The sequence below is a fragment of the Kothea flammea genome (assembly GCF_052161645.1).
Classification (GTDB): Bacteria; Planctomycetota; Planctomycetia; order Pirellulales; family Pirellulaceae; genus Laterigemmans.
This window is the reverse complement of record NZ_CP197414.1, coordinates 5,595,486-5,620,518: the sequence shown is the minus strand read 5'-3', so window position 1 is coordinate 5,620,518 and position 25,033 is coordinate 5,595,486. Positions and strand designations below refer to the sequence as shown.

Annotated in this window: 20 protein-coding genes; 15 read left to right on the top strand and 5 right to left on the bottom strand. The window is 55.9% G+C overall.

Features of this window, described 5'->3' with window-relative positions; translation table 11 throughout:
- Positions 1-50 precede the first annotated feature (50 nt).
- From SH139x_RS20945 to SH139x_RS20925, 5 genes are all read right to left on the bottom strand, one after another.
- On the bottom strand, positions 51-746 hold the full coding sequence (locus SH139x_RS20945) for a response regulator (protein WP_488351717.1): 696 nt from the start codon (positions 744-746) through the stop codon (positions 51-53).
- A 175-nt stretch (positions 747-921) separates the two neighbouring features.
- On the bottom strand, positions 922-2,448 hold the full coding sequence (locus SH139x_RS20940) for a sensor histidine kinase (RefSeq protein ID WP_488351716.1): 1,527 nt from the start codon (positions 2,446-2,448) through the stop codon (positions 922-924).
- 39 nt (positions 2,449-2,487) lie between these two features.
- The gene (locus tag SH139x_RS20935) at positions 2,488-3,195 is read right to left on the bottom strand and encodes a metallophosphoesterase family protein (RefSeq protein ID WP_488351715.1); all 708 of its coding nucleotides are present in this window, start codon (positions 3,193-3,195) and stop codon (positions 2,488-2,490) included.
- Positions 3,196-3,201: 6 nt separating this feature from the next.
- Positions 3,202-3,750 carry a YqgE/AlgH family protein gene (locus SH139x_RS20930; protein WP_488351714.1) on the bottom strand — a complete coding sequence of 183 codons (549 nt, stop codon included), beginning with the start codon at positions 3,748-3,750 and terminating at the stop codon, positions 3,202-3,204.
- 192 nt (positions 3,751-3,942) lie between these two features.
- Entirely contained in the window at positions 3,943-5,016 is a 1,074-nt protein-coding gene (locus SH139x_RS20925; RefSeq protein ID WP_488351713.1) for a ketoacyl-ACP synthase III, read from the bottom strand.
- A 197-nt stretch (positions 5,017-5,213) separates the two neighbouring features.
- Between SH139x_RS20925 and SH139x_RS20920 the strand changes: the two genes are divergently transcribed.
- From SH139x_RS20920 to SH139x_RS20850, 15 genes are all read left to right on the top strand, one after another.
- Positions 5,214-6,362, top strand: a complete 1,149-nt coding sequence (locus tag SH139x_RS20920; RefSeq protein ID WP_488351712.1) for a M24 family metallopeptidase — start codon at positions 5,214-5,216, stop codon at positions 6,360-6,362.
- 78 nt (positions 6,363-6,440) lie between these two features.
- Positions 6,441-6,977, top strand: a complete 537-nt coding sequence (gene accB, locus SH139x_RS20915; RefSeq protein ID WP_488351711.1) for an acetyl-CoA carboxylase biotin carboxyl carrier protein — start codon at positions 6,441-6,443, stop codon at positions 6,975-6,977.
- A 151-nt stretch (positions 6,978-7,128) separates the two neighbouring features.
- Complete coding sequence (gene accC / locus SH139x_RS20910; protein WP_488351710.1) at positions 7,129-8,481, top strand: acetyl-CoA carboxylase biotin carboxylase subunit; 1,353 nt, start codon at positions 7,129-7,131, stop codon at positions 8,479-8,481.
- Between the two features lie 68 nt (positions 8,482-8,549).
- The gene (locus tag SH139x_RS20905) at positions 8,550-9,827 is read left to right on the top strand and encodes a 6-phosphofructokinase (RefSeq protein WP_488351709.1); all 1,278 of its coding nucleotides are present in this window, start codon (positions 8,550-8,552) and stop codon (positions 9,825-9,827) included.
- A gap of 162 nt (positions 9,828-9,989) precedes the next feature.
- Positions 9,990-10,673 (top strand): cytochrome c3 family protein, encoded by a 684-nt coding sequence (locus SH139x_RS20900; protein ID WP_488351708.1) that lies wholly within the window; start codon positions 9,990-9,992, stop codon positions 10,671-10,673.
- Complete coding sequence (locus tag SH139x_RS20895) at positions 10,670-13,960, top strand: TAT-variant-translocated molybdopterin oxidoreductase (RefSeq protein WP_488351707.1); 3,291 nt, start codon at positions 10,670-10,672, stop codon at positions 13,958-13,960. The genes SH139x_RS20900 and SH139x_RS20895 overlap by 4 nt, the downstream gene beginning before the upstream one ends.
- A gap of 198 nt (positions 13,961-14,158) precedes the next feature.
- Positions 14,159-15,568 (top strand): NrfD/PsrC family molybdoenzyme membrane anchor subunit, encoded by a 1,410-nt coding sequence (gene nrfD, locus SH139x_RS20890; RefSeq protein ID WP_488351706.1) that lies wholly within the window; start codon positions 14,159-14,161, stop codon positions 15,566-15,568.
- A 73-nt stretch (positions 15,569-15,641) separates the two neighbouring features.
- Complete coding sequence (locus SH139x_RS20885; RefSeq protein WP_488351705.1) at positions 15,642-17,480, top strand: quinol:electron acceptor oxidoreductase subunit ActD; 1,839 nt, start codon at positions 15,642-15,644, stop codon at positions 17,478-17,480.
- A 76-nt stretch (positions 17,481-17,556) separates the two neighbouring features.
- Positions 17,557-18,792, top strand: coding sequence for a hypothetical protein (locus SH139x_RS20880; protein WP_488351704.1), 1,236 nt, complete (start codon positions 17,557-17,559; stop codon positions 18,790-18,792).
- Positions 18,793-18,852: 60 nt separating this feature from the next.
- Positions 18,853-19,158 (top strand): hypothetical protein, encoded by a 306-nt coding sequence (locus SH139x_RS20875; RefSeq protein WP_488351703.1) that lies wholly within the window; start codon positions 18,853-18,855, stop codon positions 19,156-19,158.
- A gap of 162 nt (positions 19,159-19,320) precedes the next feature.
- Positions 19,321-20,121 carry an SCO family protein gene (locus tag SH139x_RS20870; protein ID WP_488351702.1) on the top strand — a complete coding sequence of 267 codons (801 nt, stop codon included), beginning with the start codon at positions 19,321-19,323 and terminating at the stop codon, positions 20,119-20,121.
- 101 nt (positions 20,122-20,222) lie between these two features.
- Positions 20,223-21,302 (top strand): cytochrome c oxidase subunit II, encoded by a 1,080-nt coding sequence (locus SH139x_RS20865; RefSeq protein ID WP_488351701.1) that lies wholly within the window; start codon positions 20,223-20,225, stop codon positions 21,300-21,302.
- Positions 21,303-21,373: 71 nt separating this feature from the next.
- Complete coding sequence (locus tag SH139x_RS20860; protein WP_488351700.1) at positions 21,374-23,101, top strand: cytochrome c oxidase subunit I; 1,728 nt, start codon at positions 21,374-21,376, stop codon at positions 23,099-23,101.
- Positions 23,102-23,213: 112 nt separating this feature from the next.
- Complete coding sequence (locus tag SH139x_RS20855; protein ID WP_488351699.1) at positions 23,214-24,476, top strand: cytochrome c oxidase subunit 3; 1,263 nt, start codon at positions 23,214-23,216, stop codon at positions 24,474-24,476.
- Positions 24,477-24,560: 84 nt separating this feature from the next.
- Positions 24,561-24,932, top strand: a complete 372-nt coding sequence (locus SH139x_RS20850; RefSeq protein WP_488351698.1) for a cytochrome C oxidase subunit IV family protein — start codon at positions 24,561-24,563, stop codon at positions 24,930-24,932.
- Positions 24,933-25,033: the final 101 nt, after the last annotated feature.

The following is a 25,033-nucleotide window of genomic DNA, read 5'->3' as shown; positions in this document are numbered from 1 at the left end:
ACCCAGTCACAGTGTCCCAGTGACAACATCCCAGCCGCAAGGGCTGAGGATCATTCATTCTCAGGTTCGCGGAAGCGGTAACCGACGCCGCGAACCGTTTCGATCAAATCAGCGTGTTGGCCCAGCTTCTTTCGCAGGGCGCGAATGTGCACGTCGATCGTGCGTTCCAGCACCATGGTATCTTCGCCGAGCGCCGCGTCGATTAATTCGCTGCGGTCGAAAGCTCGACCCGGTTGGCGAATCATGGTCGAGAGCAAACGAAACTCGCTCCGCGTGAGCCGCAGTTTTTGGTCATCCACCGTTGCCACGTGGCGGCGGTGGTCGACCAAGATTCCCTGACTGGAAACGGTCGTGCGGTTTTCGTTGCCATCTTGTCGTCGTCGCAACAGGGCGCGAATCCGTTGCAGCAGCACCGCCACGCTGAACGGTTTGGTCACGTAATCGTCAGCGCCCACGGAAAAACCGACCAACTCGTCGGTCTCTTCGGTGCGCGCGGTGAGCATCATCACCAACAGGTCATGCGTTTCATCGGAGGCTCGCAAATTGCGGCAGACTTCGATCCCGTCCATCACGGGCAACATCACATCGAGCAGAATCAGGTCAGGCAGTTTCAACTGAGCCTGGGTGAGGCCGTCGCGGCCATCATGGGCACGAAATACTTCATAGCCGGCACGCTTGAGGTTGTAATCGACCACTTCCGCCAAGCCGCGGTCGTCCTCCACCAACAGGACTTTTGCCTTTGTCATAAATACCCGTTTGCTTGGTCGTTATGTTTTAAAACTGTGTGGAGCAAATTCTCAAGTCATATGTTCGTCAATGACCAACGATTGACCAGCCCCTACTTGCCATCGCTCGCGTTAAATTACCTTGAAGAAACGGTGAAACGGATAGCCCGGCTAGGTGGTGAACTGGCTGGGGTGTTCAAGGACTGGGGGAGAGTGGCTGCTGGGAGCCCCCGACTGCCTTTGGCAACAACACCTCGAACGTAGAGCCCACACCGGGGGTGCTCGATAAACGGACTTCGCCCGCCAGGGCGCTGACTAAGTTTTTGACGATGGCCAACCCCAAACCGGTGCCGCCGCGAGTTGCGTCGCGAGCTTTTTCGACGCGGTAAAAACGCTCGAAAATGCGTTCCTGATCGGCCAGCGGAATCCCCAGGCCATCGTCACTGACGCTGATCAACCAACGATTGAGCTCGTCGCGAACGCTCAACTTCACATGGCCACCCTCGGGGGTGTAACGCACGGCATTGCCCAACAGGTTGTTGGCGATTGTCAGCAAAGCTTCGCGATCGACAAATACCGCGGCGTTCTCCGGCGGTGGCTCGTACTCCATGGTCAGCTGCCGCGCAGTGGCAATCGGTTCGTAAGTCAGCACTGATTCGTTCAGCACCGGTCCCAGCGGGACACTGCCGAGAATCAGATTTTCGCTGCCCGTTTGAGCGCGGGCCAATTGCAACATGTCGTTGATCAAGCGTTCCAAGCGGAGCGACTGGACATCGATTTGCTGCAGAAAATGCGTGCACGTCTCGGGATCTTCTTTGGCACCGAGCTGCAATGTCTCCGCGTAACCCCGCACGGCAGCCAGTGGAGTTTTCAGCTCGTGCGAAACGTTGGCGATGAATTCCCGCCGCATGCGTTCCAGGTGTTTGACTTGAGTTTCATCACGGATCGTCACCAACACGCCCGAATTACCTTCCGATGGCAACTCAATTGCTTGCAGCCGCAACGTCCGCGTTTTGTCGCTGGGGAGATCAAATTCGACATACTCGGGACCGCCGCCGGCCAGCACTTTGTCCACGGCGGCCACGATCTGCGGAATGCGAACCACCTCGGCGAGGCGGCGTCCCAGTAGGCTCTGGCGGAGCAGCCCGAGCAGGCGGATGGCGGCCGGATTTAACAGCACCACGCGACGTTCGGCGCTGACCGCTAACACCCCGTCGGTCATGTGCCCCAAGACTTGAAATCCCCGCCGCCGTTCCGCATCGAGACTTTGCAAGCGGCGGCGAATCGCTTCTTGAGCATCGACCATGTGTTGATAGATGCGGTACATCATCGGCGAACGTTCTGCCGGCACATCGAGCGGTTCTTGGAGGTCAGCGCTAGCCAACCAAGCCACTTTATCGGCTAGTTGCTCCAGTTCCTGGGTGCGACGGAAATGACGCAGCGCGATTACGATCGCCGTAATCGGTACGCCCATCGCGCCGTACAGCAGGACCACATAGCCGGCCGAGCGTCCCACCGCGTCGCGAAGTTCGCTCAGTTCCTGCTGGCTGAGTGGCTGGGGGTCAAATGCCTGGGGATTAGAGTTAACCGCTGGGCTGGAAACCCCGCGGGCGCTGACCCGCACGCTGATCCAGACCCCGATCACGATCACAGCCCCCAGGGCAAGGATCGCGATGAACAGGCGGAGTGCCGACGCGTATTGGGGCGTCGCGTTGAATGCCATCGTGGGAGTGTGTCCGGTGCTCGCGAGGAGGGTGTTGCCTCAGCCGCGGGTCTTTCTGCGGCGGCTGTGCCAAGCATCGAGCAACCACTGGAAAGGTCGCCGGCGCATGTGCCCATGGTAACTGACTTGCCAAGTTTCGCGAGTCGCTACATCCATCGCGGTCAGCCACAGGCCGCCGAAGCAATAGGTGTCGAGGCAGACTAGGTGCCCCAGGTCGAGCGGCATGCCGGAACCTTGCGGCGTGTGGCCCACGAAGACCGTTTTGCCGCTGCAATGCGGCCCCGGCGGGATCGCCGGCAGATGATCCCAGTAGAGTGATTGGTCGGGTTGGTCCGGCATGTTCACCGTCGGCAAATAACCGGCGTGCACGAAGATTGCCCGATCCGTTTCATGAAAAGCTCGCAAGCCGCTGAAGAAATCGAGGTGGCTATCGGGCACTCGCGATAAATCCCCCCCGTAGCTGGCCAGCGTGGCTTGGCCTCCCGACAGTTTCCAGTGCTCATCGGGCAAACCGCCCCAGCGGACGCCGAGGAACATCACTTCGTGGTTTCCTCGCAGCGGCACGACCTGGCAGATCGAGCGGAGTTCGACCAAGATGTCCACCACTCCCCGGCTGTCGGGGCCGCGGTCGATGTAATCCCCCAACAAGATAAACGTATCGTCAGACTGAGGCGAAATCGCCTCCAAGAGTCCGCGGAGCGCTTTGCTGCAGCCGTGGATATCGCCGATCGCAATCGTTCTGGCCAAGGTCAACTAATTCACTTGAGGATCGACGCAGCCTGCTGCGGGAAGCACGGCGCGGAGCACGTTATGCCCCTGCTGCTTAACCGCTTGTTCCCAGATTTCGCCACTGTCGGCCCACAAATGGTCCAGCTCCGGCTCAGCGACCATCCAACCGCCAGCTGCTAATTCGGCTTCCAATTGTTGCTCACCCCAGCCGCTGTAGCCGGTGAAAAAACGAGCTGGTATTTCGGGACGATCGCCCAGCAGCATCAGGTCGTCATCATCGCTGGTCAGCCAAATCTTGTCGGCACAGAGATCGCCCACGTTTTCCATCATGTGCAATGCTAATAATGGACCTTCCACCGGGCCACCGTAATAAATCACGTCGCTCCGCCGCGGTCGTTTGCCACGTGCCTCCTCAAGCAAATCCTCAAATTGCATATCGCTGGGTCGGTTCAGCACCACTCCAAGCGCGCCCTCCTCGTCATGTCGAGCAATGTAGACCACGCTGCGAAAAAAATTGGGGTCATTCAGCATTGGTGATGCGATCAACAAGCGACCTTGAACCGATTCGTGCATACCAGCGAAATCTCATGCGAAGGGAAAAGAGAAACCTGTCGGCCAGTCAAAACGCTGAGCAACGATCATGTTAACGTAGCCAAGTCGGCTCGGCAGCAGGAAAAATCGTTGCCGCCGCGTTAAGTTTTGCCACAGGCCACGACGGTCAAGATCCAGGCCGTGGTGGTCAAGAATTGCCGTGGTGGTCAAAAATTATGGTCGCCAAACGCAACCGGCCCACGACCAGCCGACGCCAAACCCAACCAGCATGTGGGCGGCTCCGCTAGCTTCACCAGCCCCACCTGCCACCACTGATTCGCTAAGCGCATGGGACTCGCTGGCTTGCTTAGCCCCATTGGAGGCACACGGTAAACGCCCGGACGCTCGTAAATCGTGGATCAGAATCGGCAAAGTTGCCGAGACGGTGTTACCGCAATAACCCAGCTCGATGGGCATCCGCGTTTCGGGGATATCCATCCGCAGCTGCAGCTGCTCGAGCATTTTCCGGGTCGCTTGATGCATGAGAAAAATTTCGATGTCATCGCTGGTCAATTTCTCCTGCGTCAAAATCTGTTCCACCAGTCGCGGGACCGCTTCGACGGTAAAATTGATCAGCGACGGGCCATCCATGTAGAGTCGGCTTTTCCAGCGTTTGCGGTGGCGAGGCTGCAATCGGTCCGCCTCACTGCGAGCACCACCGTCAGAAACCAGCAGCGTATCGGCTCCACTGCCATCGGTCCCATAACGAAATCCGCTGAGCGTCTGCCGGGGCCCCGCCTCAATCAGCGTCGCCGCCGCGCCATCGCCAAAGATCGTTCGCAAACTGCGATCATTTTCATCGATGTACTTGCTGTAAGTCTCCGCCGTTAACAATAAAATCCGTTTGGCCGATCCGCTGCAGATCAAGCCTTCGGCGAGCGCCAATCCGTACACAAACCCGCTACAGCCAAGGTTAAAATCGAGCGCCCCGCAATGGTGCGGCAAACCGAGCCGGTCCTGCACCAGGCAACTGGTGGTGGGCAGCGGGTAATCGGGTGTCTGCGTGCAATACAGCAAGAAATCGATGCTCGACCGATCGATGTTTTCGCGAGCGAATAACTTTTCGGCGGCAGCGACTGCCAAATCGGAAGCGGTTTCATCTGGGGCGGCAATATGTCGCTGCATAATTCCCGTTTTCGAGGCGATCAGCTCCAAATCCCAACTCGGATTCGCCGCTTGTAACTGGTCGTTTGTCTCCAACCGTTCGGGGAAATGAACCGCGATCGGGCCAATGGATGCGTGTGGCACGGGCAATCAGTCACTAGCGAATGGAGGGGACAGGCAAACTCGGCGGCGTCTGGCGGGACGGGCGAGCCTCGATAGACCAAGAAAATAGCAGGTTTGACCACTCCTTGAAAAGCTTGACCCAGGCGACGGCCGAGCAAAAGTTGCTATTCTTTCCAACATCACCATCCGCAACCGCACTGCCCGGCGAGTAAAAAACGATGCCCGAAGCAGCACCCCCAGCCGATTCAGACCAGCAAACAGCAGGAAAAACGCGGCGAATTGATGCCCTTCGCGGGGCGCTCGTGGCCCGCGAGCTGGAGTCGCTATTGGTTACCGATCCTGTCAATGTTCGCTATTTGACCGGCTTTACCGGCGACAGCACCTTTTTGTTGGTCACACACCAATCTGCCACGCTGCTCAGCGATCGTCGCTATGAACAGCAGCTGGAGCTGGAGTGCGGGCATTTGCCGGCAATGATTCGCGGGCCGGAGAGGCTAATGCCCCAGTTGGTCGCCGAGGCGGTCGCTGAATTGGGAGTGAACCAAATCGGCGTGGAGGATCACTCGTTGACTCTGGCGCAACTCCACGGCCTGAGCGAAGCTCTGGAGCAAGCCGGTCTGGGCAGCGACCAGTTTGTCCCCAGCAGCGGGTTGGTGGCCCAACTCAGGCTAATCAAGGACGCGGGCGAACTGCAAACGATCCGCAACGCGATCCATTGTGCCGAGCGGGCATTCGCCGTGTTGCGAGCCTCTTTGCGACCCAGCATGACCGAGTTGCAAGCCGCTCATTTAATGGAAGCGACCATCCGCTCCTTTGGTGGCGAAGGAGTCGGTTTCGCGTCCATCATCGCCGCCGGACCTGCCGGCGCTTTGCCCCATTATCATCCCGCCGATCTCCCGATTGGTAACGGGCAAGGCCTGTTGATCGACTGGGGAGCCCAGTATGAGGGCTACACCAGTGACATGACGCGGACGCTGTCGCTAGGGCCGGCGACGAAAAAAATGCAAGAAATCTATCCGGTTGTCTTGGCAGCCCAGCTGGCCGCAATTGACACTATTCGCCCCGGCGTCCCCCTGAAAGATGTGGACGCAGCCGCCAGAGATGTCATTTGCAAAGCGGGTTACGGGGAGAAATTTGGTCACGGTTTGGGACACGGGATTGGCCTGGAAGTCCACGAATCGCCACGTCTGGCCGGGATTTCCACTGGAGTGCTAGAGGCCGGTATGGTAATCACGATCGAGCCTGGCATTTATCTTCCCGGCGAGCTGGGCGTGCGGATCGAGGATGACATCCTGGTGACCGACGATGGTCACGAAGTGTTGTGCAGTCTTCCCAAGGGTCTCGATGAGAACGTGGTGATTCTGTAAATTCTGGACTTTTCCGGCCCGTGTTCAACGCCTTCATCTCAACAAGTCTCGAGGTGGCTGGCGATTACGTAATCTTTGATGGGACGCAATGCTATGAGCGAAGGCGGCAATACAGAATCGGGAGACGTCTTTGATGTCGATCGAATTCGGCGGTTAGTCCGTTTGATGGAAGAGCATGATTTGTCGGAAGTGGACCTCCGACAGCAAGAATCACGCATTAATTTAAAACGTGGCAACAGCATGCCGCAATTTGTGCAAGCCGCACCGGCACCCGTCCCCGTGGCGGCCCCCGCGCCGGTCGCCTCGTCGCTCGGTGGCTCGTCACCCGTTGGCTCCCCACCGGCGGTGGAACCTGCTGGTGATGGTCCCAATGTGATCACGATCACCGCACCAATGGTCGGCACTTTTTATTCCCGGCCCAACCCGGAGTCGGAAAACTTTGTCAAAGTTGGCGATCAGATTCAGTCCGACACGACTATTTGCATCATCGAAGCGATGAAGGTCTTTAACGAGATCCCGGCCGAGGTCAGCGGCAAGGTCGTGGCCGTGTTGGTCGAGAACGAACAGTCGGTCGAGTTCGGCAAGCCAATGTTCAAGATCGACACCAGCGGCTAGCGGGCAGCTACGTCAGATTAGCCAGCGCAGCTAGCGCAGCCAGGTCAGCCAGATCAGCCAGCGCAGCCAGATCAGCTCGCTCAGCCAGCATTGCTGGCCGCCGACATGGAATTATTACTACTCTTCATTACTATTTAGAAACTGTGGCTCGATGTTCAATCGTATTCTGATTGCCAATCGCGGTGAGATCGCCCTTCGCGTCATTCGCGCCTGCCGTGAGATGGGCATCGAATCGGTCGCGGTATTCAGCGAAGCCGATCGGGAGTCGGCCCACGTGCGGATGGCCGATCAGGCGATCTGTATCGGTCCAGCTCGCAGTGCGCAAAGTTACTTGGCGATCGATCAAGTGATCAGCGCGGCCGAAATTGGCAACGTCGAGGCGATTCATCCGGGCTTTGGGTTTCTCTCGGAGAATGCCCATTTCAACGAAGTTTGCCGCTCCTGCGAAATCACATTCATCGGCCCGTCCCCCGAAGCGATGGCGATGTTGGGTGATAAAAACACGGCCCGTGATTTGGCGAAAAAAGCAAATGTTCCGGTCGTTCCGGGCAGCGACGGGTTGCTGGAAGATGAAGCCGAGGCGGTGCGTGTTGCCAAGGAAATCGGCTTTCCCGTTTTGATCAAAGCGACCGCCGGCGGTGGTGGCAAAGGGATGCGAGTGGCGGCGAATGAATTGGTCTTGAAAACGGCCGTCCAGCAAGCTCGTAACGAAGCGGCTGCTGCGTTTGGAAACGCGGGAGTCTATCTGGAAAAATATGTCGAACGACCGCGACACGTCGAGGTCCAGGTGATCGCCGATCATCACGGCAACGTCTGCCACCTGTTCGAGCGTGACTGCAGCGTGCAGCGCCGACACCAAAAATTGATTGAAGAAGCTCCCTCCTTGAATTTGCCGGATGCGGACCGTCAAGCGATGTGCGAAGCGGCTGTGCGGATGGTGCGGCAAGCCAATTACACCAACGCGGGGACCGTGGAATTCATCGTCGCTCCGGACAACAGTTTTTACTTCATCGAGGTCAACGCGCGGATTCAGGTCGAGCACCCGGTCACCGAAATGGTCACCGGTGTGGACTTGATTCGCGAGCAGATTCGCGTGGCCGCCGGGTTGCCGCTGTCATTCAGTCAAGAAGATATTGTCTGCCGAGGCGCGGCGATCGAGTGTCGCATCAACGCTGAAGACCCCGATCGCAATTTCCAGCCTCAGCCGGGGAAAATTGAATCGTTGTTCGTACCGGGAGGATTGGGTGTTCGCTTTGACTCGCACGTTTATGCCGGCTACACCGTGCCACCCCATTATGATTCGATGATTGGTAAACTCATCGTCCACCGGGCCACTCGTGAGGAAGCGATTGCCACCATGCGGCGGGCGCTTTATGAATTACAAGTCACCGGGATCGCTACCACCGCATCTTTTCATGATCGCGTCTTGCAGCATCCTGAATTTGTCGATGGCACACACGATACGACCTTTGTGGATCGCGTGTTTATGAAACAGACGAGTTAAACATTCCATCGCAGTCGATTGTCTGCAATCATCACCCACAAGCTATTCACGAATTGAAACGAGCCATCATGTCCCAATCGCACTCCATCAAACGCGTGGCTATTTTGTTTGCTGGCGGGCCAGCCCCCGGCGCCAACGCGGTGATTTCCACGGCCGCTTTTTCGTTCCTCAGCGCTGGCATCGAAGTTATCGGCATGAAGCACGGCTACAGCAAGTTGGCCGAGTACACCGCTTCGGGGCCGCTCCGCGAGGGAACGGATTATATTGTTTTTACCAAAGACTTGCTGACCCACATGCGCACCAGTCGCGGCATTATGTTGGGCACTGCGCGTACGAACCCGGGCCGCCACGTCAGCTCGCCGGAGCACTTGGAGGACCCCGAGCTGACCGCTCCGCTGCGGCGAGTCTACGAAGGCCTGGTTTCGCTCGATGTCGATGCGCTGATTTCGATTGGCGGCGATGATACGCTGAAAACCGCCAACAAGATGAAGCTTTACCAAGAGCATTTGCCCCCGGGAGCGAAACGGTTTCCGGTGGTCCATTTGCCCAAGACGATTGACAACGATTACACCGGCATTGACTTTACCTTCGGCTATTTCACCGCCGCCGAAACGATCGCCGAGGAAATTCGCAATCTGAATTACGACGCGGCCGCCGGGCGTGCTTACTTTATCTGCGAATGCATGGGCCGCAGCGCCGGTTGGCTGGCTTACGGTGCCAGCATCGCAGGGGAAGCCAGCATGGTGCTCAGCGTCGAAGACATCACCGGCAGTTTGGCGACGGAAGAGGTCGTGAATTCAGAGACCGGTGAGACCCGCAAAGTCATGGCGCTCGATCGGGTTGTCGATCGGATGGTCGATATGATGCTGGCCAGGGAGCGGGAAAACCGCGAGTCGGGCGTGATCGTGATCGCCGAGGGGCTGGCCGAGTTTTTACCGCTCAAGCAACTGGAGGGTGTGCAGCGGGACGATCACGGCCACATCAGCATTACCAGTATTCACTTGGGCTCGATGCTGGCCAAACTGGTCGGAGATCGCTACCAACAGCGGACTGGCCGAAGTCGCAAAATTAACGGCTTGCAATTGGGCTATGAATCCCGCTGCGCCCCGCCGCACGCTTTCGACATTATGCTCGGAGCTCAATTGGGCGTGGGCGCTTTCCGGGCCTTGACCGAAGAATGCCTCAATGGTGTGATGGTCAGTGTTTCGGGGCAACTGGACTTGCATTACGTCCCCTTTGAGCGGTTGATCGATCCGCAAACCTTGGTCACCAAGGTCCGCTTTATCGAGCCTGGATCTGACTTCCATCGCTTGGCTCGCTTCCTGGAGACCGTTGTTGACGATTGAGGTTGCGGTTCATTGTCGCTGCTTGCCGTGCTGCCCTTGCAAAGGGTAGTGTTATCCAGCGATACTAACGAAGTAAAAGACTTGTTTCAGTGAGTTATCGACAGGCCCATCGCTCTGATGGTTCGCCTCCCGTTTTCAAGGCTCGGTCCCACGATTGGTGCAATGGATCGTTTTCTCTTTCCACGATGGGTCAATCGCCTCGTCATGCTGCTTGGTGCGGTAATTGTCGGCGGTGGCGTTTATGCAGGTGCAATGGGTGGGTTAATAACCGACCCGGAGACGCTGAACGTTGGCTATCAACCCGAACAGCCCATTCCTTTCAGCCACGCGATCCACGCGGGCGAATTGAAGATGGATTGTCGGTACTGCCACAACACGGTTTTTGAAGCGGCCCACGCCGCTGTGCCGCCGACGGCAACCTGTATTAACTGTCACAGTCCCTACGGCGAGACCGGTGCGACGGCTCTGGGTGCGATCAAGCCCGACAGCGAAGCGTTCGCCGCCCTGCATGAGAGTTGGGAGACCGGCTTAAGTGTCGGTTGGAAGCGGATTCACAACTTGCCGGAATTCGTTTACTTCAATCACGCTGCCCACGTGAATTCGGGGGTTAGTTGTGTCTCTTGTCATGGTCGGATCGACAAGATGGAGGAGGTTTATCAAGCCAAGCAGTTGTCGATGGCCTGGTGTATCGACTGCCATCGCAATCCCACAGAGCATTTGCGGCCGCTGGATAAGGTGACTCAGCTTGATTGGAAGCCTGAGGATAATCCGGAGTTCGAGCCAGAGGCCCACCGAGACGCGTTGAATATCAATCCGCAAACCCACTGCGCCGTTTGTCACCGATGACCGAAAATACGACACCATCTTCCAGTCGCTACTGGAGGAGCCTCGATGAGCTGCAGAAAACACCGGAATTTGAGCAGTTTCTGCATCGCGAGTTCCCCGTAGCTGCTTCTGAGTATCCCGAAGGGGTTTCCCGTCGCCGCTGGTTGCAGTTGATGGGTGCCTCCTTGGCTATGGGCGGCGCCATTGGTTGCCGCTATCCCGAAGAGACGATCGCTCCTTTTGTGATTCGTCCTGAGGGGCGAGTCCCCGGAGAGCCTTACTCGCGGGCGACGAATTTCCAGCTCGCCAATCGGGTGCATCATCTGTTGGTCAGTTGCGTTGACGGGCGGCCGCTGAAGATCGAAGGCAATGCCGCGCATCCGGCCAGTAACGGCGGGACCGACCAGTACGTGCAAGCTTCGGTTTTGCAGTTGTACGATCCTGATCGCTTGGGGGTCTTGCTGCAGAAGCAGGGTGCCAAGCGGGTTGAGTCCGATTGGGCCGCGTTCGATAGTTATGCCGTGGCACTGACCGAGTCGCTGCAGAAATCCGGTGGCCGTCTGGCTGTGTTGATGCCGCCGACTGCGTCGCCGTCGCTGTTGAGGATGTTGGCGGCGCTCCGTGTTGCCTTGCCCAGCACGTCTGTCTGTGTCTACGATTCGGTTGGTCAAGGTGTGGCCGAGCGAGCGGTGGCGGCGGTCGCTGGTGATCCTGCGGTGGTGCGATACGATTTGAGCCAAGCGGGCGTTGTGCTCGATGTCTCTGCTGATTTGCTCGGCGCCCACCCGGGCTTCTTGCAGCACGCCAGCGGCTACGCGTCACGTCGGCAGCCGAAAGGCGACATGAGTCGATTGTATGCGGTTGAAACTGCGTTCTCTGCGACTGGTATGTCGTCCGATTCGCGGTTCGCACTTGCTCCCTCCCAGCTCCCCGCTTTTCTCGGTGCCGTTGAGCGGGCGGTCGATGAGTTGCTCGGTGGGGCGGTGCACGATCATGGCGAGGATGAGCCTGATTACGACTCGCTGGAAACGGAAGCGGAGCGGTTGGCTCGCTTTATTGACGTGCTTGCGCACGATTTGGTGGACGCCAAGGGCGCCTCTGTGGTCGCCGTCGGCGAGTCGCTCGGCGTGGATGCTGTGGCTGCCGGTTTGCGGATCAATGCCAAGCTGGGAAATATTGGTAAGACAGTGTTGTTTGCCGACGCGATTCCAAGTCGCCTAGGCGAAACGGTTGGAATTGAGGAGTTGGCCGAGCAGCTCGATGCGGGCCAGGTCGACGCGTTGCTGGTCTTGGGTGGAAACCCTGTGTTTTCAGCTCCCAGTGACTTACAGCTTGCCAAACTGATTGGTCGCGTTGAGGACTCCATTTATCTCGGCGAGTATGACGACGAGACGGCTGTCGTTTGTAAGTGGGCTTTGCCGTTGTCGCATCCCCTGGAGAGTTGGGGTGATTGCTTCGGTGATCGCGGCCACTACGGTGTTTGTCAGCCCCACATTCTGCCGTTGTTGGGCGGTCGCAGTGAGTTGGAAGTGCTGGCTCGCATGTTGGGCATGGACGAAGTCTCGGGCGATCAGATTGTGCGGCGTACCGCCGATATTGAGGCGAAGGGTTCGTTGAGCGATCGCCAATGGCGGGAATTGCTGTTCCACGGATTCGCTGAGGATCTGGTGGTTGACATGGCCGAGCGAACCGTGTCAACGGATGGCGAGCCGCTCCCTGGCGAACCGGTGGTGTTTGATCGCGAGAGCATTGATCGCGATGCGATTGATGTGATGTTTGTTCCCGCTGACGGCATCTACGATGGTCGTTTTGCCAACAATGGCTGGTTGCAGGAGATGCCCCAGGCATTGACGAAGTTGACGTGGGACAACGCGGCCCTGATGAATCCGTTAACGGCCGAGGCGCTCGGTGTTCGTCATGGTGTGATGGTAGCCCTCACTCTAAATGGCTCCACGGTCGAGTTGCCTGTCTTTGAGATTCCCGGCATGGCGTTGGGTGGCATTGTGGTGGCTTGCGGCTATGGTCGCACCCGAGCTGGTGCGGTGGGTGGTTCGGACGAATTGGGGATTGCTCCCGTTGGTGTCGATGTCGCGCCCCTGCGAACGACGGCTAGCATGCAGATGGCACTCGCCATAGAGGCGCGGCCACGGCCGCGCTCTGAATACGTTCTGGCGACCACTCAGAATCACTGGGCGATCGATGAGTTGGGGCGTGAGGAGACGATCGAGCGGAGCTATCAGTTAGTCCGCGAAGGCACGCAAGAATTGTACAATATTCTGCCTGATTTCGCCAAATCGATGGGTGTGCACTCGCCCATTCAGGAGTCACTCTGGCAGGAGCCGATTGACCAGATCGAAGAGTTGGTGGCCAAGGAAGAGATTCCTTACATTCCGCAGTGGGGCATGGCGATCGATCTTTCTAAGTGCATCGGATGCAACGCCTGCGTGGTCGCTTGCCAGTCTGAGAACAATGTTCCCATCGTCGGCAAAGAGCAGGTCATGATGGGGCGAGAGATGCACTGGATGCGGATTGACCGTTACTTCCAGGGCACTCCTGAGCGGGCCGAAGTGGTGCAAGAGCCGATGTTGTGTCAGCATTGTGAAACCGCTCCCTGCGAGCAGGTTTGCCCGGTTGCCGCCACGGTTCACACCGACGATGGCATTAACGCGATGGCATATAACCGGTGTATTGGGACTCGGTATTGTGCGAATAACTGCCCCTTCAAAGTGCGGCGGTTCAATTATTTCAACTGGAACGAAGATGTCGGCGTGGGCTATGGCATCGATGCCTTCCCCGGCAACATTGAAAAAGCGAATCGCAAGCTGCAGCAATTGGTGCTGAATCCTGAGGTCACCGTCCGTGGCCGCGGTGTGATGGAAAAGTGCACCTTTTGTATCCAGCGAGTCGAGGCGGGTAAGATCAACGCACGCCGCGAGGGTGGTCGCAAGATTGCCGATGGCGAAGTTAAGACCGCTTGTCAAACCGCTTGTCCGACTTCCGCTATCGTGTTCGGTGATATTCAGGATACCCAATCGGAAGTTTACGAGTGGCGTAAAGACCCCCGCGACTACGCGATGCTTGACCAATTGAACATCAAGCCGCGGGTGACCTACTTGGCTCGGATCAGTAATCCGAACGTGCGGCTAATGTCAGCCCAGCAGCTTAAGGATTTGGTCTACTGGCCCAAGAAAGCGGCACAGTTGGAAGCAGCGCACCATGATCATGGTGGTCATGGTGATGAGCATCATGGTGATGAGCACGGTGATAAGAAGCATGATGAGGAGCACGCCGCAGACGCGTCGCACTGATCTGTCGAAATTAGCAGGCGAGGTTGGTCAAGTGGGGTGCTCACTCGCTGGTCTCGCTGAGAGTTAAAAGTCAAGAGAGTTGGGCTTGGTCCGCTGCATTGCGGTGCTTGGCCTCGCGAGTTGCATCGCCGGATTGACCGGGGGCGACTCAGTTAATGTATATCCTCAATCCAAATAACTAGTGATTCGGTTTTTGAGATGGCAATTGCCTTAAATAATCCACTCGACAACACGGTCGAACGTCCTGGCAGACGTGCCCCGCTGGTGCTTGGGGATACCACTTACCACACGATTACCGAATCGGTTTCTCGGATCGCCGAACAGCCGCCTAGCAAATTGTGGGTAGCCGGATTTTTGGTTTCGGCCACTCTGGCCAGCATGTTCGGCATGTTGATCTTTTATTTGATCTACATGGGTGTAGGTGTCTGGGGTAACCGGTCGCCAGTGTTCTGGGGCTGGCCGATTGTTAATTTTGTGTTTTGGGTCGGTATCGGGCACGCGGGCACGTTGATCAGCGCGATTTTGTTTCTGTTTCGTCAGGAGTGGCGTACTAGCATCAACCGTGCCGCTGAGGCGATGACGATTTTCGCGGTCATTTGCGCGGGCACGTTTCCCGGGATTCACGTGGGGCGGGCTTGGCTGGCATTTTGGTTGGCACCTTACCCCAGTTTGAATCTTTGGATGTGGCCCCAATTCCGCAGTCCGCTGTTGTGGGACGTGTTTGCTGTCAGCACTTACGGAACGGTTTCGCTGTTGTTCTGGTACATGGGCATGGTGCCCGACTTGGCCACCTTCCGCGATCGTTCCAAGAACAAATGGCGGCGGATGGCTTATGGCATTTTGGCACTGGGGTGGTGTGGGTCGAGTCGCCACTGGATGCGATACGAAAAAGCTTACGCATTGTTGGCGGCATTTGCCGCGCCGCTGGTGCTCAGCGTGCACACGATCGTCTCCTTTGACTTTGCCGTCAGTCAAGTCCCCGGCTGGCACACCACCATTTTCCCTCCCTACTTTGTTGCCGGAGCGATCTTCAGCGGTTTCGCGATGGTGCTGACATTGATGATTCCCGCTCGCAGCATATTTAAGCTCGAGCACCTGATCACGATTCGGCACTTAGAGAACATGTGCAAGATTATTCTCGCGACCGGTACCATCGTCGGTTTGGCTTACGGCACCGAGTTCTTTATCGCTTGGTACGGCCAGGTTCCTGCCGAACAATTTGCCTTTATCAACCGAGCCTTCGGTCCCTACTGGTGGGCTTATTGGACGATGATCACTTGTAACGTGATTAGTCCGCAAGTCTTCTGGTTCAAGCGTATGCGGACCGATCCAAAGCTGATATTTATCGTGACGATCTTTGTCAATATTGGCATGTGGTTCGAGCGATTTGTGATTGTTGTGACCTCGTTGTCTCGAGACTATCTCCCCAGTGCCTGGAATTACTTCAGCCCAACGTGGGTCGACTGGGGCATGCTGATCGGTTCCTTCGGGCTGTTCTTTACGTTGTTCCTGCTGTTTTGCCGATTGATGCCAATCATCAACATGGCGGAAACCAAGGCCACGCTGTCCCATCAGTTGGCGCACAAAGAGCATTTCGCACGCGATTGAGTTGGGCCAGTCCCAATGGGTCGCTGAGGTTCGTTATTTATCAATTAATCGGACTAGCCTGTAGATTTTGAGTATGTCCGCGGAAAATCAAAAAACAGTACACGGTTACATGGCCGAATTCGATTCGGTCCCCACGTTGTTGGCTGCCTGTCGGCGAGTCCGTGACGCAGGGTATACCGTAACCGACGCCTACACGCCCTTTCCGGTGCACGGCATTGATACCGCTCTGGGTATCAAGCCTACGGTGCTTCCCTGGATCGCTTTGGGCGGTGGATTGACCGGTACCATGATCGCCTTGACGATGCAGATCTGGATGAACGGGATCGATTACCCGTACATCATTTCTGGCAAGCCGTTCGTCAGCATTCCGGCGTTCATTCCGGTTTCATTCGAGCTGACGATCCTGCTGGCCAGTTTTGGTGCTTTTTTCGGAATGCTCGCGCTCAACAAGCTGCCGCGATTTTCCAACCCGATGTTCACCAATTCGCGATTCGATGCGGTGACCGATGACAAGTTCTTTTTGTATATCGACGCTAAAGACCCGCGTTACGACGAAGAGGGCGTGAAGAAACTTTTCGGAGATTTCGAAGCACTCTCGGTGGACCCCGTGGTTGACGACGATTCGTCTGATAAACTGCCGACCGCGTTTGTCGCCATTGCCGCGACGCTCGCTTTGCTGTCAGTCATACCGGCCCTGTTTGTCGCTCGTATGCGTGTGACTACCAGCAGTTCGCCTCGGTACCACGTCTTTTACGATATGGACTTCAGTCCTGCTAAGGACGCTCAGGCGCTGACCACCTTGTTCGCTGATGGTCGGACGATGCGACCTGATGTACCAGGGACTGTTGCTCAGATCGAACAGTTCGAGGGCCCTGAATTTTACTCGGGTGTCGACATTGTCGCCCTTCGGAAAATCGATCCGGCCAGGGCGGAGCGTCTGGTTCGTTACAACGGGCAACCTCCGGCTGAGGATCCGGCTCCCGTGGAGCCACCTGCTGAAGATCCCGCTCCCGTCGAGCCCCCAGCCGAAGAACCAGCTCCCGTCGAGCCACCTGCTGAAGAGCCTGCTCCCGTGGAGCCACCTGCTGAAGAGCCAGCTCCCGGGGAGCCACCAGCCGAAGAGCCAGCTCCCGTGGAGCCACCTGCTGAAGAGCCTGCTCCCGTGGATCCTCCAGCTGAAGAACCTGCTCCCGTGGATCCTCCAGCTGAAGAACCTGCTCCCGTCGAGCCCCCAGCCGAAGAACCAGCTCCCGTGGAGCCACCTGCTGAAGAACCAGCTCCCGTGGAGCCACCTGCTGAAGAGCCTGTTCCGGCTGATCCACCCGCTGAAGAGCCAGCACCGGTTGATCCTCCCGTTGAAGAACCAGCCCCCGCAGATCGACCTGCAGAAGAGCCCGCAGCTACCGAACCTCAAGGTGATGGCGACGCGGTCCCGGAGGTGCAACCATTGCCCGGACCGGAAAATGTCGACGCTTCCCAGCCCCCTGTGGCGGCCGAACCTGCCGCCGTTGTTGACAATACTCCGTGGCTGAAAGAAAACCCGCTGGAGTTGACTCGCGAAAATTTGCTGCTGGGTCAAACTCAGTTCAATATCTATTGCTCAGTCTGCCACGGCATCGATGGCCGGGGGCAGGGTCTTGTTGCCACGCGTGCACAGCGACTGCTGGAACCAAACTGGGTGACGCCAACTTCGTTGCACAGCGAAGCAGTTGCCGCCGAGGTTTATCCCGACGGGAAATTGTTCAGTACGATTAGCAACGGCATTCGCAAGATGCCTGGATATAGTGCACAAATTAAGGCTCGCGAGCGTTGGGCCATCGTGGCTTACGTACGCGCCCTGCAGCTCAGCCAGAACGCAGCCGAGAGTGATGTCGCCGAGGCCGACCGCGTGAAGCTGACATCTGCGGAATAGCGACGCTGCCGAATTGTTGGCGGGCTGAGCTTCGTTGAAATCCATAAGACGTATTAATTCCAATCGTGATTCGATCATGAACAAGAAACCTGACGATCCCACTCTAAAACTTCCTGCTTTGGCGGGCCGCTTGGTCGTGCCAATGATGGCGGGTGGTGCCTTGCTGCTTGTCCTCGGTGTGGCGCTCGGTGCCTTCACCGATGCCGGCATGTCATTCGCAATGGGGGCGTATTTGACCGCCTTCACCTACTGTTTGACGATCGCTTTGGGCGCTCTCTTTTTCGTGCTCATCCAGCACCTGACCCGAGCCGGGTGGAGTGTCACGGTGCGGCGCGTTGGCGAATTGTTTATGTACACTTTGCCAGTGCTTGGGCTGCTTTTCCTGCCCGTTTTAGCCACGCTGTTTTTGGGCGAGGGAACCATCTACAAGTGGGACGATCCTGCTTGGGTTGAGACCCACCACCCGGAATGGCAGGAGAATGCCAAAGGGTTTTATCTGACGGATTGGTTTTTCGCCTTGCGGTCAGTCCTCTATTTGGGCGTATGGGCCGGTTTGGCCGTGTACTTCTTCAAAGCTAGTCGCCAGCAGGACCAGACAGCCGAGTTGCGGATCACCGAAAAGTTGCAAACTGTCAGCGCACCGGCAGTGATTTTGTTCTCCTTGACGCTGACATTTGCCGCTTTTGACTGGATTATGTCCCTTGAGCCGATTTGGTTCAGCACAATGTTTGGCGTGTACATATTCGCTGGTGGCATTTTGTCGTCACTTTGCGCGATTCTGGTGATGGTGTTCTTGGTGCAGCGTGGCGGCGCGCTGCGTCAAGAAGTCACTGTCGAACACTACCACGACTTGGGCAAACTGATTTTCGGTTTTATCACGTTTTGGACTTACATCGCGTTCAGTCAGTACATGTTGATCTGGTACGCCAACATTCCCGAAGAAACTTTCTGGTTCATGAATCGGCAGACCGGAGGTTGGGCTGCGATTTCCATATTATTGCCAGCGTTTCACTGGTTGTTGCCCTTCCTCGGAACGATGAGCCGCCACGTGCGACGGCGGCCCGGACTGATGTTCTTTTGGGCGAGCTACATTTTGGTGGTCCACTTCATTGACATTTACTGGTTGATTATGCCTACCCTTTCCCCTGCGAACCCTTTGGGTGGTGGCGTCGGGATTGCCACAACCTTGTTGTGCCTGTTCGGAATGAGCGGTTTGTTAATTGGTGTGGTGCTGCGTGCCGCCGATAACGCCCCGCTAATTCCAGTGCGGGACCCACGTTTAAATGAGTCATTAGCATTCCACAACATGTAGGGTCCAGTTACCGGATCCCACGAAGAATACCATTCCGCTTGGAAGTTACGCGAGCCCACCATGGCACAGTACGACGATCTTAACACGCGACAGATTTGGATTGTCGGGATTATCTCGGCAGTCTTGACTGGGATTACCATCCTGGCTGTTCAGGTTCTGTATTACGCGATGCTGGGACTGCAGCAAGACAGCATGGCGGAAGCTGAGTACACCAGCAGCATCCGTCAACTGCAGATGCAGACGGAGCAGATAAACAGTCTCGGCCGTGACGCTGAGGCTGGGACGATTCATATTCCGATTGATGATGCGATGGATCTTCTGATCCAACGCCAGGGTCAATCAGACCAAGGCAATGAAGACGCTTAACGGCCGGGTTGTCGCCCAGCGACGTTTCCGCTGCTGTCTTCAGTGCCGCATGAGCATTTTAGATTTCCAATGTATTTAGCCCGCTTTATCCTGACGTTATCCTCCTGCGTAGCAATCTTCGTATTGGTGCCTGGTTCAGTATTCGCGCAGCTCAACGACGCTGTGCCGAGTGAAGTACAAGGGGTTGGGGTCGAGCAAAAGCCAGGTTCGCAACTCCCGCTGGCAGCCAAGGTTGTTGATGCAGACGGACGCGAGTTGCGTCTCGGGCATTATTTCAACGGTGAACGTCCGGTGTTGGTTACGCTGAATTACAGCGACTGCCCAATGTTGTGCAGTTTGCAGCTGAATCAGCTGGTCAAGACGCTTGACGATCTCGAGTTAAGAATTGGCACGGATTTTGATTTGCTCACCCTTTCGATCGACCCTGCGGAAACGACTCAAAAGGCGAAGGAAACCAAGGGCAAGTACGTGGCGATGTTGCCCCGGCAACCGGGAGCGGAAAGCGGCTGGCACTTCGTCACTGCTGCCCAACCTGAGATCACGGCGGTAACTGAGGCTCTCGGTTTTAATTATCGCTACGATCGCGTCACCAAAGAATATTACCATCCAGCGATGTTGGCCTTCGTCTCTCCCAAAGGGGTTGTCACGCGTTACTCGCTAGACGTGGCTTTTCCTGAGCAGCAGATGCGACTGGCAATTGTTGACGCATCAGACGGCAAGGTCGGCTCCGTTGTCGATCAGTTTATTATGCTTTGTTTTCGTTACGATTCGGAACGCAATCGTTACGTTGCCAGTGCTTGGAAGATCATGCGGCTTGGTGGATTTGCCACCGTTGCGATTTTGGTGGTGACACTGACACCATTTTGGATAGGGCGAAAACGCTACGCTGCTGTTGCGGGGAATGATCTGAGTTCGGCTGAGGCCGATCTGGAGTCGCCCCCGCGAGACGACTTGAAGAGTTAATTGAGTTGGTTGGTTAGCGGATAGAGCTAGAACAGATGATTTGCTAGGGCTTGGTGGTAGCTAAGCCGATTTTGACCTTTTTATTCAGGAATACCCGCTCCATGTTTGGGCAGCTTTTCAGCCCGTTGTTGGGTGATTACACCGACACACTGTGGTTCCCAAAACAGGCATCCAATTTTGCCACTGAGGTCGACTCCACATACATGCTGATCCTGTGGATCAGTTTGGTGTTTTTCATCGTGATCGTTTGGGCGCTGGTTTGGTTTTCTTACAAATACAAACAGCCAAAGGGTGGTAAGGCAACAAGCCGTGTGCGGCACAACAACGTGCTCGAGATCAGCTGGTCGGTCTTTCCTTCGTTCTTGCTGGTTGTGATGTTCGTGAAGGGGAGTTGGGGGTATCTCGATATGCGAGAGATTCCCGCTGGAGCGACTGAAATCGGCGTGACGGCCGCATCTTGGTCATGGAGTTTCGATTACGGCGACGGCATTACGCACCCCGAGTTGCACGTGGTCAAGGGCGAACCGACCAAGCTAATAATGGAGTCTTCGGACGTTATCCACAGCTTGTTCGTTCCGGCGTTCCGCGTGAAGCGAGACGTTGTTCCCGGTCGTTATAACTACCTGTGGTTCACCCCAACCGTGGCCAACGAAAAAGTGTCGAAGGAGCGTCTGGATGCGGCGAAAGCCGTCGCGAAAGCTGAGAATGAAGGGGTTTTTGACGCTGAGAAAAACAAGTTCACCCGCGAGGGTTACGAATTCTTTGACCTGTATTGCACGGAGTATTGCGGCAAAGACCACTCGGAAATGCAGACGATGGTGGTGGTTCATGAGACCCGCGAAGATCTGGAGGCCTGGCTGCAGGAGATCAATGTCAAGCCAGAAGGCATGTCCGACGTGGAGTATGGACGCCTTCAATATAATCAACAGGGTTGTGTTTCTTGCCACACTCTCGATGGCAAAGCAGGGACTGGTCCGTCGTTCCAAGGACTGTGGGGTCGGCAAGAGAAACTGCGATCCGGCGATACAGTTCAGGTCGACGAGAATTACTTGAGAGAATCAATTTTGGACCCCATGGCTAAGATTGTCGAGGGCTACCAACCCGTGATGCAGTCGTACAAGGGGCGTTTGACCGAGGACAAACTGCGCAGTTTGATCGCGTTCATCAAGAGTTTGGAATAACATTTAAACACAACGGGCAGGTCGGGCTGATCGCTCGATAAGCACCTCCGCGTTAATAGAAGGATCATCCAATGGCTACCGGGGCTTTGCCTGCTGGCAAGCAGACCACACTAGTTGATCACGCACCTGATAATTATCTGAGTAAATCGTCTGGTTTTCTGAGTTGGGCGTTTACGCTCGACCATAAGCGAATCGGGATGATGTACTTGGCTGGCATTTTGTTCAGTTTTTTCGTGGGCGGTCTTTTAGCGCTTACGATTCGAGCGCATTTGTTGGCGCCCGATGGGATGATTTTGGACAATGACACGTACAACCAAGTGTTCACGCTGCACGGCGCGATCATGGTGTTCTTATTCATTATCCCCAGCGTTCCCGCCGCCTTGGGTAACTTTTTAGTCCCGGTAATGTTAGGTGCCAAAGACGTTGCTTTTCCGCGACTGAACTTGAGTAGTTTTTACCTTTGGTGTTTGGGGGCGGTGCTGTTCATTTCAGCCTTGCTTGCCTCGGGGCTCGACACGGGCTGGACATTTTACACGCCGTACAGTACGCGTAGTCAAACGAGCGTGGTGTTTGCCACTTTCGGTGCTTTCGTGTTGGGGTTCAGCTCGATTTTCACAGGGTTGAATTTCATCGTCACGATCAACACCATGCGACCACCGGGGATGACTTGGTTTCGCATGCCGTTGTTCTTGTGGGCGACCTATTCGACCAGCATCATTCAGGTTTTGGCGACGCCCGTCCTGGGCATCACCCTGCTGCTGTTGATCGCAGAGCGAACAATGAACATTGGGATTTTTGATCCGGCGTTCAACGGTGACCCGGTGACTTACCAGCACTTTTTCTGGTTTTACAGCCACCCCGCCGTGTACATCATGATCTTGCCAGCTTTCGGCATTATCAGCGAGTTGATCAGCGTTCACAGCCACAAAGGTATTTTTGGATATCGCTTCATCGCCTACAGCTCGATCGCGATTGCGTTGCTCGGCTTTTTGGTTTGGGGTCACCATATGTTCACCTCGGGCATGAGCAACCTCACTACGATTATTTTTAGTGCCCTAACGTTCAGCGTCTCAGTGCCATCCGCGATTAAGGTGTTTAACTGGTTGGCCACGATGTACAAAGGGTCGATCAGCCTGACGACGGCGATGTGTTACGCTTTGTCGTTTATCTTCCTGTTCACGATCGGTGGTTTGACCGGTTTGTTCTTGGGTACGCTCAGCACCGACTTGCACTTGCACGACACCTATTTCGTTGTCGCTCACTTCCATTATGTGATGATGGGCGGAACGTTGGTCGCTTTCCTGGGTGGTCTGTTCCACTGGTGGCCGAAGATGGTAGGCCGCATGTTCAACGAGACTTGGGGTCGGATCAGCGCCGCGGTTGTGTTCATTGGTTTCAACATGGCATTCTTGCCTCAGTTCGTGCTGGGTAGCCGAGGGATGCCTCGCCGATATGCGACGTATGATCCGGAGTTCCAGACACTGCACCAGATGTCGTCAATCGGTTCGTTCGTGCTGGGAATCGGGTTGTTGATCGCAGGTCTGGTTTTGCTGCACAGCATGTTTAAAGGCAAATTGGCAGCAGCCAATCCTTGGGGTGGTGCAACTTTGGAGTGGCATTGCTCAAGTCCACCGCCATATTATAACTTTGCTCGTCCGCCCGCCGTCGGCGATCCTTATGAGTTTGATAACGTCGACTATGATCCCGGAATTGATGGTTACGTGTTCACGACTCCGCCTCGCGAAAGGGTGCCATCGGCTCCCGAGGATGAACCGGTGCACGCGACGAAAGGTCACTGATATTTGACCGTCAGTTTGTCTATACTTTTCGCCGGGAAGCTCTATTGAGCTTTTCGGCTTTTTAGATATCAATCGTATCCACTGAAACTCTCCTTTCCGATTCGTCTCCCCAATGGCAACTACAGACGCACTCCACGACGCTGCTGATGAGCACGATGGTCATCACGATCACCCAGCGTTCCTGGCCCACCACTTCGACACGCCCGAGCAGCAATTTGATTCGGGCAAGTTGGGGATGTGGTTGTTTTTGGTCACAGAAGTTTTGTTCTTCAGTGGTCTATTCTGTGCCTACGCGATTTATCGCTTCTTGCGACCGGAGGTGTTTTCCGGTTCTAGCGTGTTTTTGAATACGCAGCTGGGAGCGATCAATACGGGGGTGTTGTTGTTCAGTTCGCTGACCATGGCCTGGGCCGTGCGTTGTGCTCAAACAGAAGAGCATCGAAAGCTGACCGGCATGTTGGCCGCCACGATCAGTTGCGCGACGATCTTCTTGGGCGTCAAGGCGATCGAATACTCACACAAGATTGAGTTAGGTCTATTGCCTGCGGGGCTTTACAGCTACAACGCTGACGCGCCGCATCATGCGGAGGGAATTTCAATTTACCTGGTTTGGATGTGTGTCCCCTTCGCCATTTCTACACTGGGATTGTTGATTTGGTACGCCGTTGCGGCGATTAGTGCGAACAAGTTTCAGATGCGAATTGCCGGCCCGCTGTTGGTTTCGTCAGCTTGTTTCTTTGTCGGCGTGGGGTTGGGCAGCATTCTTGAGTCTGGAGAATCTGATCACGCGGACCACGGCGGCATGGCGGAAGGGGAGGGAGCGCCCGCGGGCGACGGTCACAACAGCGACGATCATTCCGGTGAGGATCATTCCGGTGAGGATCATTCCGGTGAGGATCATTCCGGTGAGGATCATTCCAGCGATGGCGACGCGAACGTAGCGGATGCTTCCGAGGGTGCAGTTGCGGAAGCGGAAACACAGGCCGCCGGTAAAACGGTCTTGGATCAGCTTGCACTCGATCCCACGAATACGGGAGTTCGTCTGCGAATGAAGGCGGAGGAGCAGCAACGCGGCTTGGCCGGAGGCGTCAATGCATCGTCCGCAGTTCGGGGTTCGATGGTTGAAGAACCAACCACCGTGATCACGAACCCGCAATTGGCTGGTGTGTTCTTTAGCATTTATTATTGCATGACTGGCATTCACGCGATTCACATTTTGGCTGGGATCGGTGTCTTAGTATGGCTGTTGATCCGCTCTGTGCGACTCGATTTCAATCGGCAATACTTTGGACCCGTCGACTATGTAGGTCTTTACTGGCACATTGTCGACTTGATTTGGATCTATCTGTTCCCCCTCTTGTATTTGATTCGCTAAGTCTGTTGGGGATTTGCGATGGCTGGTTCTCGGTCGTCGCGGCTTTAATTTTCACATACCACGCACTTTTTTCACCTGACCGTTATGTCACACGAATCCACTGTTTCAGCACATGAAGACGGGCACTCCAGTCATGACTTTGCCCACCCGTTTCCGGTGTGGGGGTTGTTGGCGGTGTTTTTCGCATTGGTCTTTCTGACAATTGTGACGGTCGCCCAATCGAAGTTTGATCTTGGTTCGTGGGAAGTCTTTTTGAGCTTGTTTATCGCGACCATCAAAGCTAGTTTGGTCGTTTTGTTTTTCATGCACTTGGCTTTTGACAAATCGTACAACGCGGTCGTGTTTATCGGCTCTTTGTTGTTTGTCTCGCTTTTCTTGGGCTTCACGCTGATGGACTCCCAGACGACCAAGCAAGACCGCATCCCCGCGGAAATTACTTACCCGCAGCCTGAATAATCGCTACCGGTGTTGTAATTGGACTGATGTAAACCGCATTTTTCCTGTCGGGTGTAATGGGATTCCGGCGCGGTCAAGGAATGTCACTCATATTCCTGCGG

Excerpts from the sequence above, each read along its gene's own strand:
- SH139x_RS20940 (WP_488351716.1), bottom strand. The coding sequence starts at position 2,448 with ATGGCATTCAACGCGACGCCCCAATACGCGTCGGCACTCCGCCTGTTC.
- SH139x_RS20860 (WP_488351700.1), top strand. The coding sequence starts at position 21,374 with ATGGCTACCGGGGCTTTGCCTGCTGGCAAGCAGACCACACTAGTTGAT.
- SH139x_RS20865 (WP_488351701.1), top strand. The coding sequence starts at position 20,223 with ATGTTTGGGCAGCTTTTCAGCCCGTTGTTGGGTGATTACACCGACACA.
- accC (WP_488351710.1), top strand. The coding sequence starts at position 7,129 with ATGTTCAATCGTATTCTGATTGCCAATCGCGGTGAGATCGCCCTTCGC.
- accB (WP_488351711.1), top strand. The coding sequence starts at position 6,441 with ATGGGACGCAATGCTATGAGCGAAGGCGGCAATACAGAATCGGGAGAC.
- SH139x_RS20880 (WP_488351704.1), top strand. The coding sequence starts at position 17,557 with ATGAACAAGAAACCTGACGATCCCACTCTAAAACTTCCTGCTTTGGCG.
- nrfD (WP_488351706.1), top strand. The coding sequence starts at position 14,159 with ATGGCAATTGCCTTAAATAATCCACTCGACAACACGGTCGAACGTCCT.
- SH139x_RS20930 (WP_488351714.1), bottom strand. The coding sequence starts at position 3,750 with ATGCACGAATCGGTTCAAGGTCGCTTGTTGATCGCATCACCAATGCTG.
- SH139x_RS20920 (WP_488351712.1), top strand. The coding sequence starts at position 5,214 with ATGCCCGAAGCAGCACCCCCAGCCGATTCAGACCAGCAAACAGCAGGA.
- SH139x_RS20850 (WP_488351698.1), top strand. The coding sequence starts at position 24,561 with ATGTCACACGAATCCACTGTTTCAGCACATGAAGACGGGCACTCCAGT.
- SH139x_RS20895 (WP_488351707.1), top strand. The coding sequence starts at position 10,670 with ATGACCGAAAATACGACACCATCTTCCAGTCGCTACTGGAGGAGCCTC.
- SH139x_RS20875 (WP_488351703.1), top strand. The coding sequence starts at position 18,853 with ATGGCACAGTACGACGATCTTAACACGCGACAGATTTGGATTGTCGGG.
- SH139x_RS20900 (WP_488351708.1), top strand. The coding sequence starts at position 9,990 with ATGGATCGTTTTCTCTTTCCACGATGGGTCAATCGCCTCGTCATGCTG.
- SH139x_RS20885 (WP_488351705.1), top strand. The coding sequence starts at position 15,642 with ATGTCCGCGGAAAATCAAAAAACAGTACACGGTTACATGGCCGAATTC.
- SH139x_RS20945 (WP_488351717.1), bottom strand. The coding sequence starts at position 746 with ATGACAAAGGCAAAAGTCCTGTTGGTGGAGGACGACCGCGGCTTGGCG.
- SH139x_RS20905 (WP_488351709.1), top strand. The coding sequence starts at position 8,550 with ATGTCCCAATCGCACTCCATCAAACGCGTGGCTATTTTGTTTGCTGGC.
- SH139x_RS20855 (WP_488351699.1), top strand. The coding sequence starts at position 23,214 with ATGGCAACTACAGACGCACTCCACGACGCTGCTGATGAGCACGATGGT.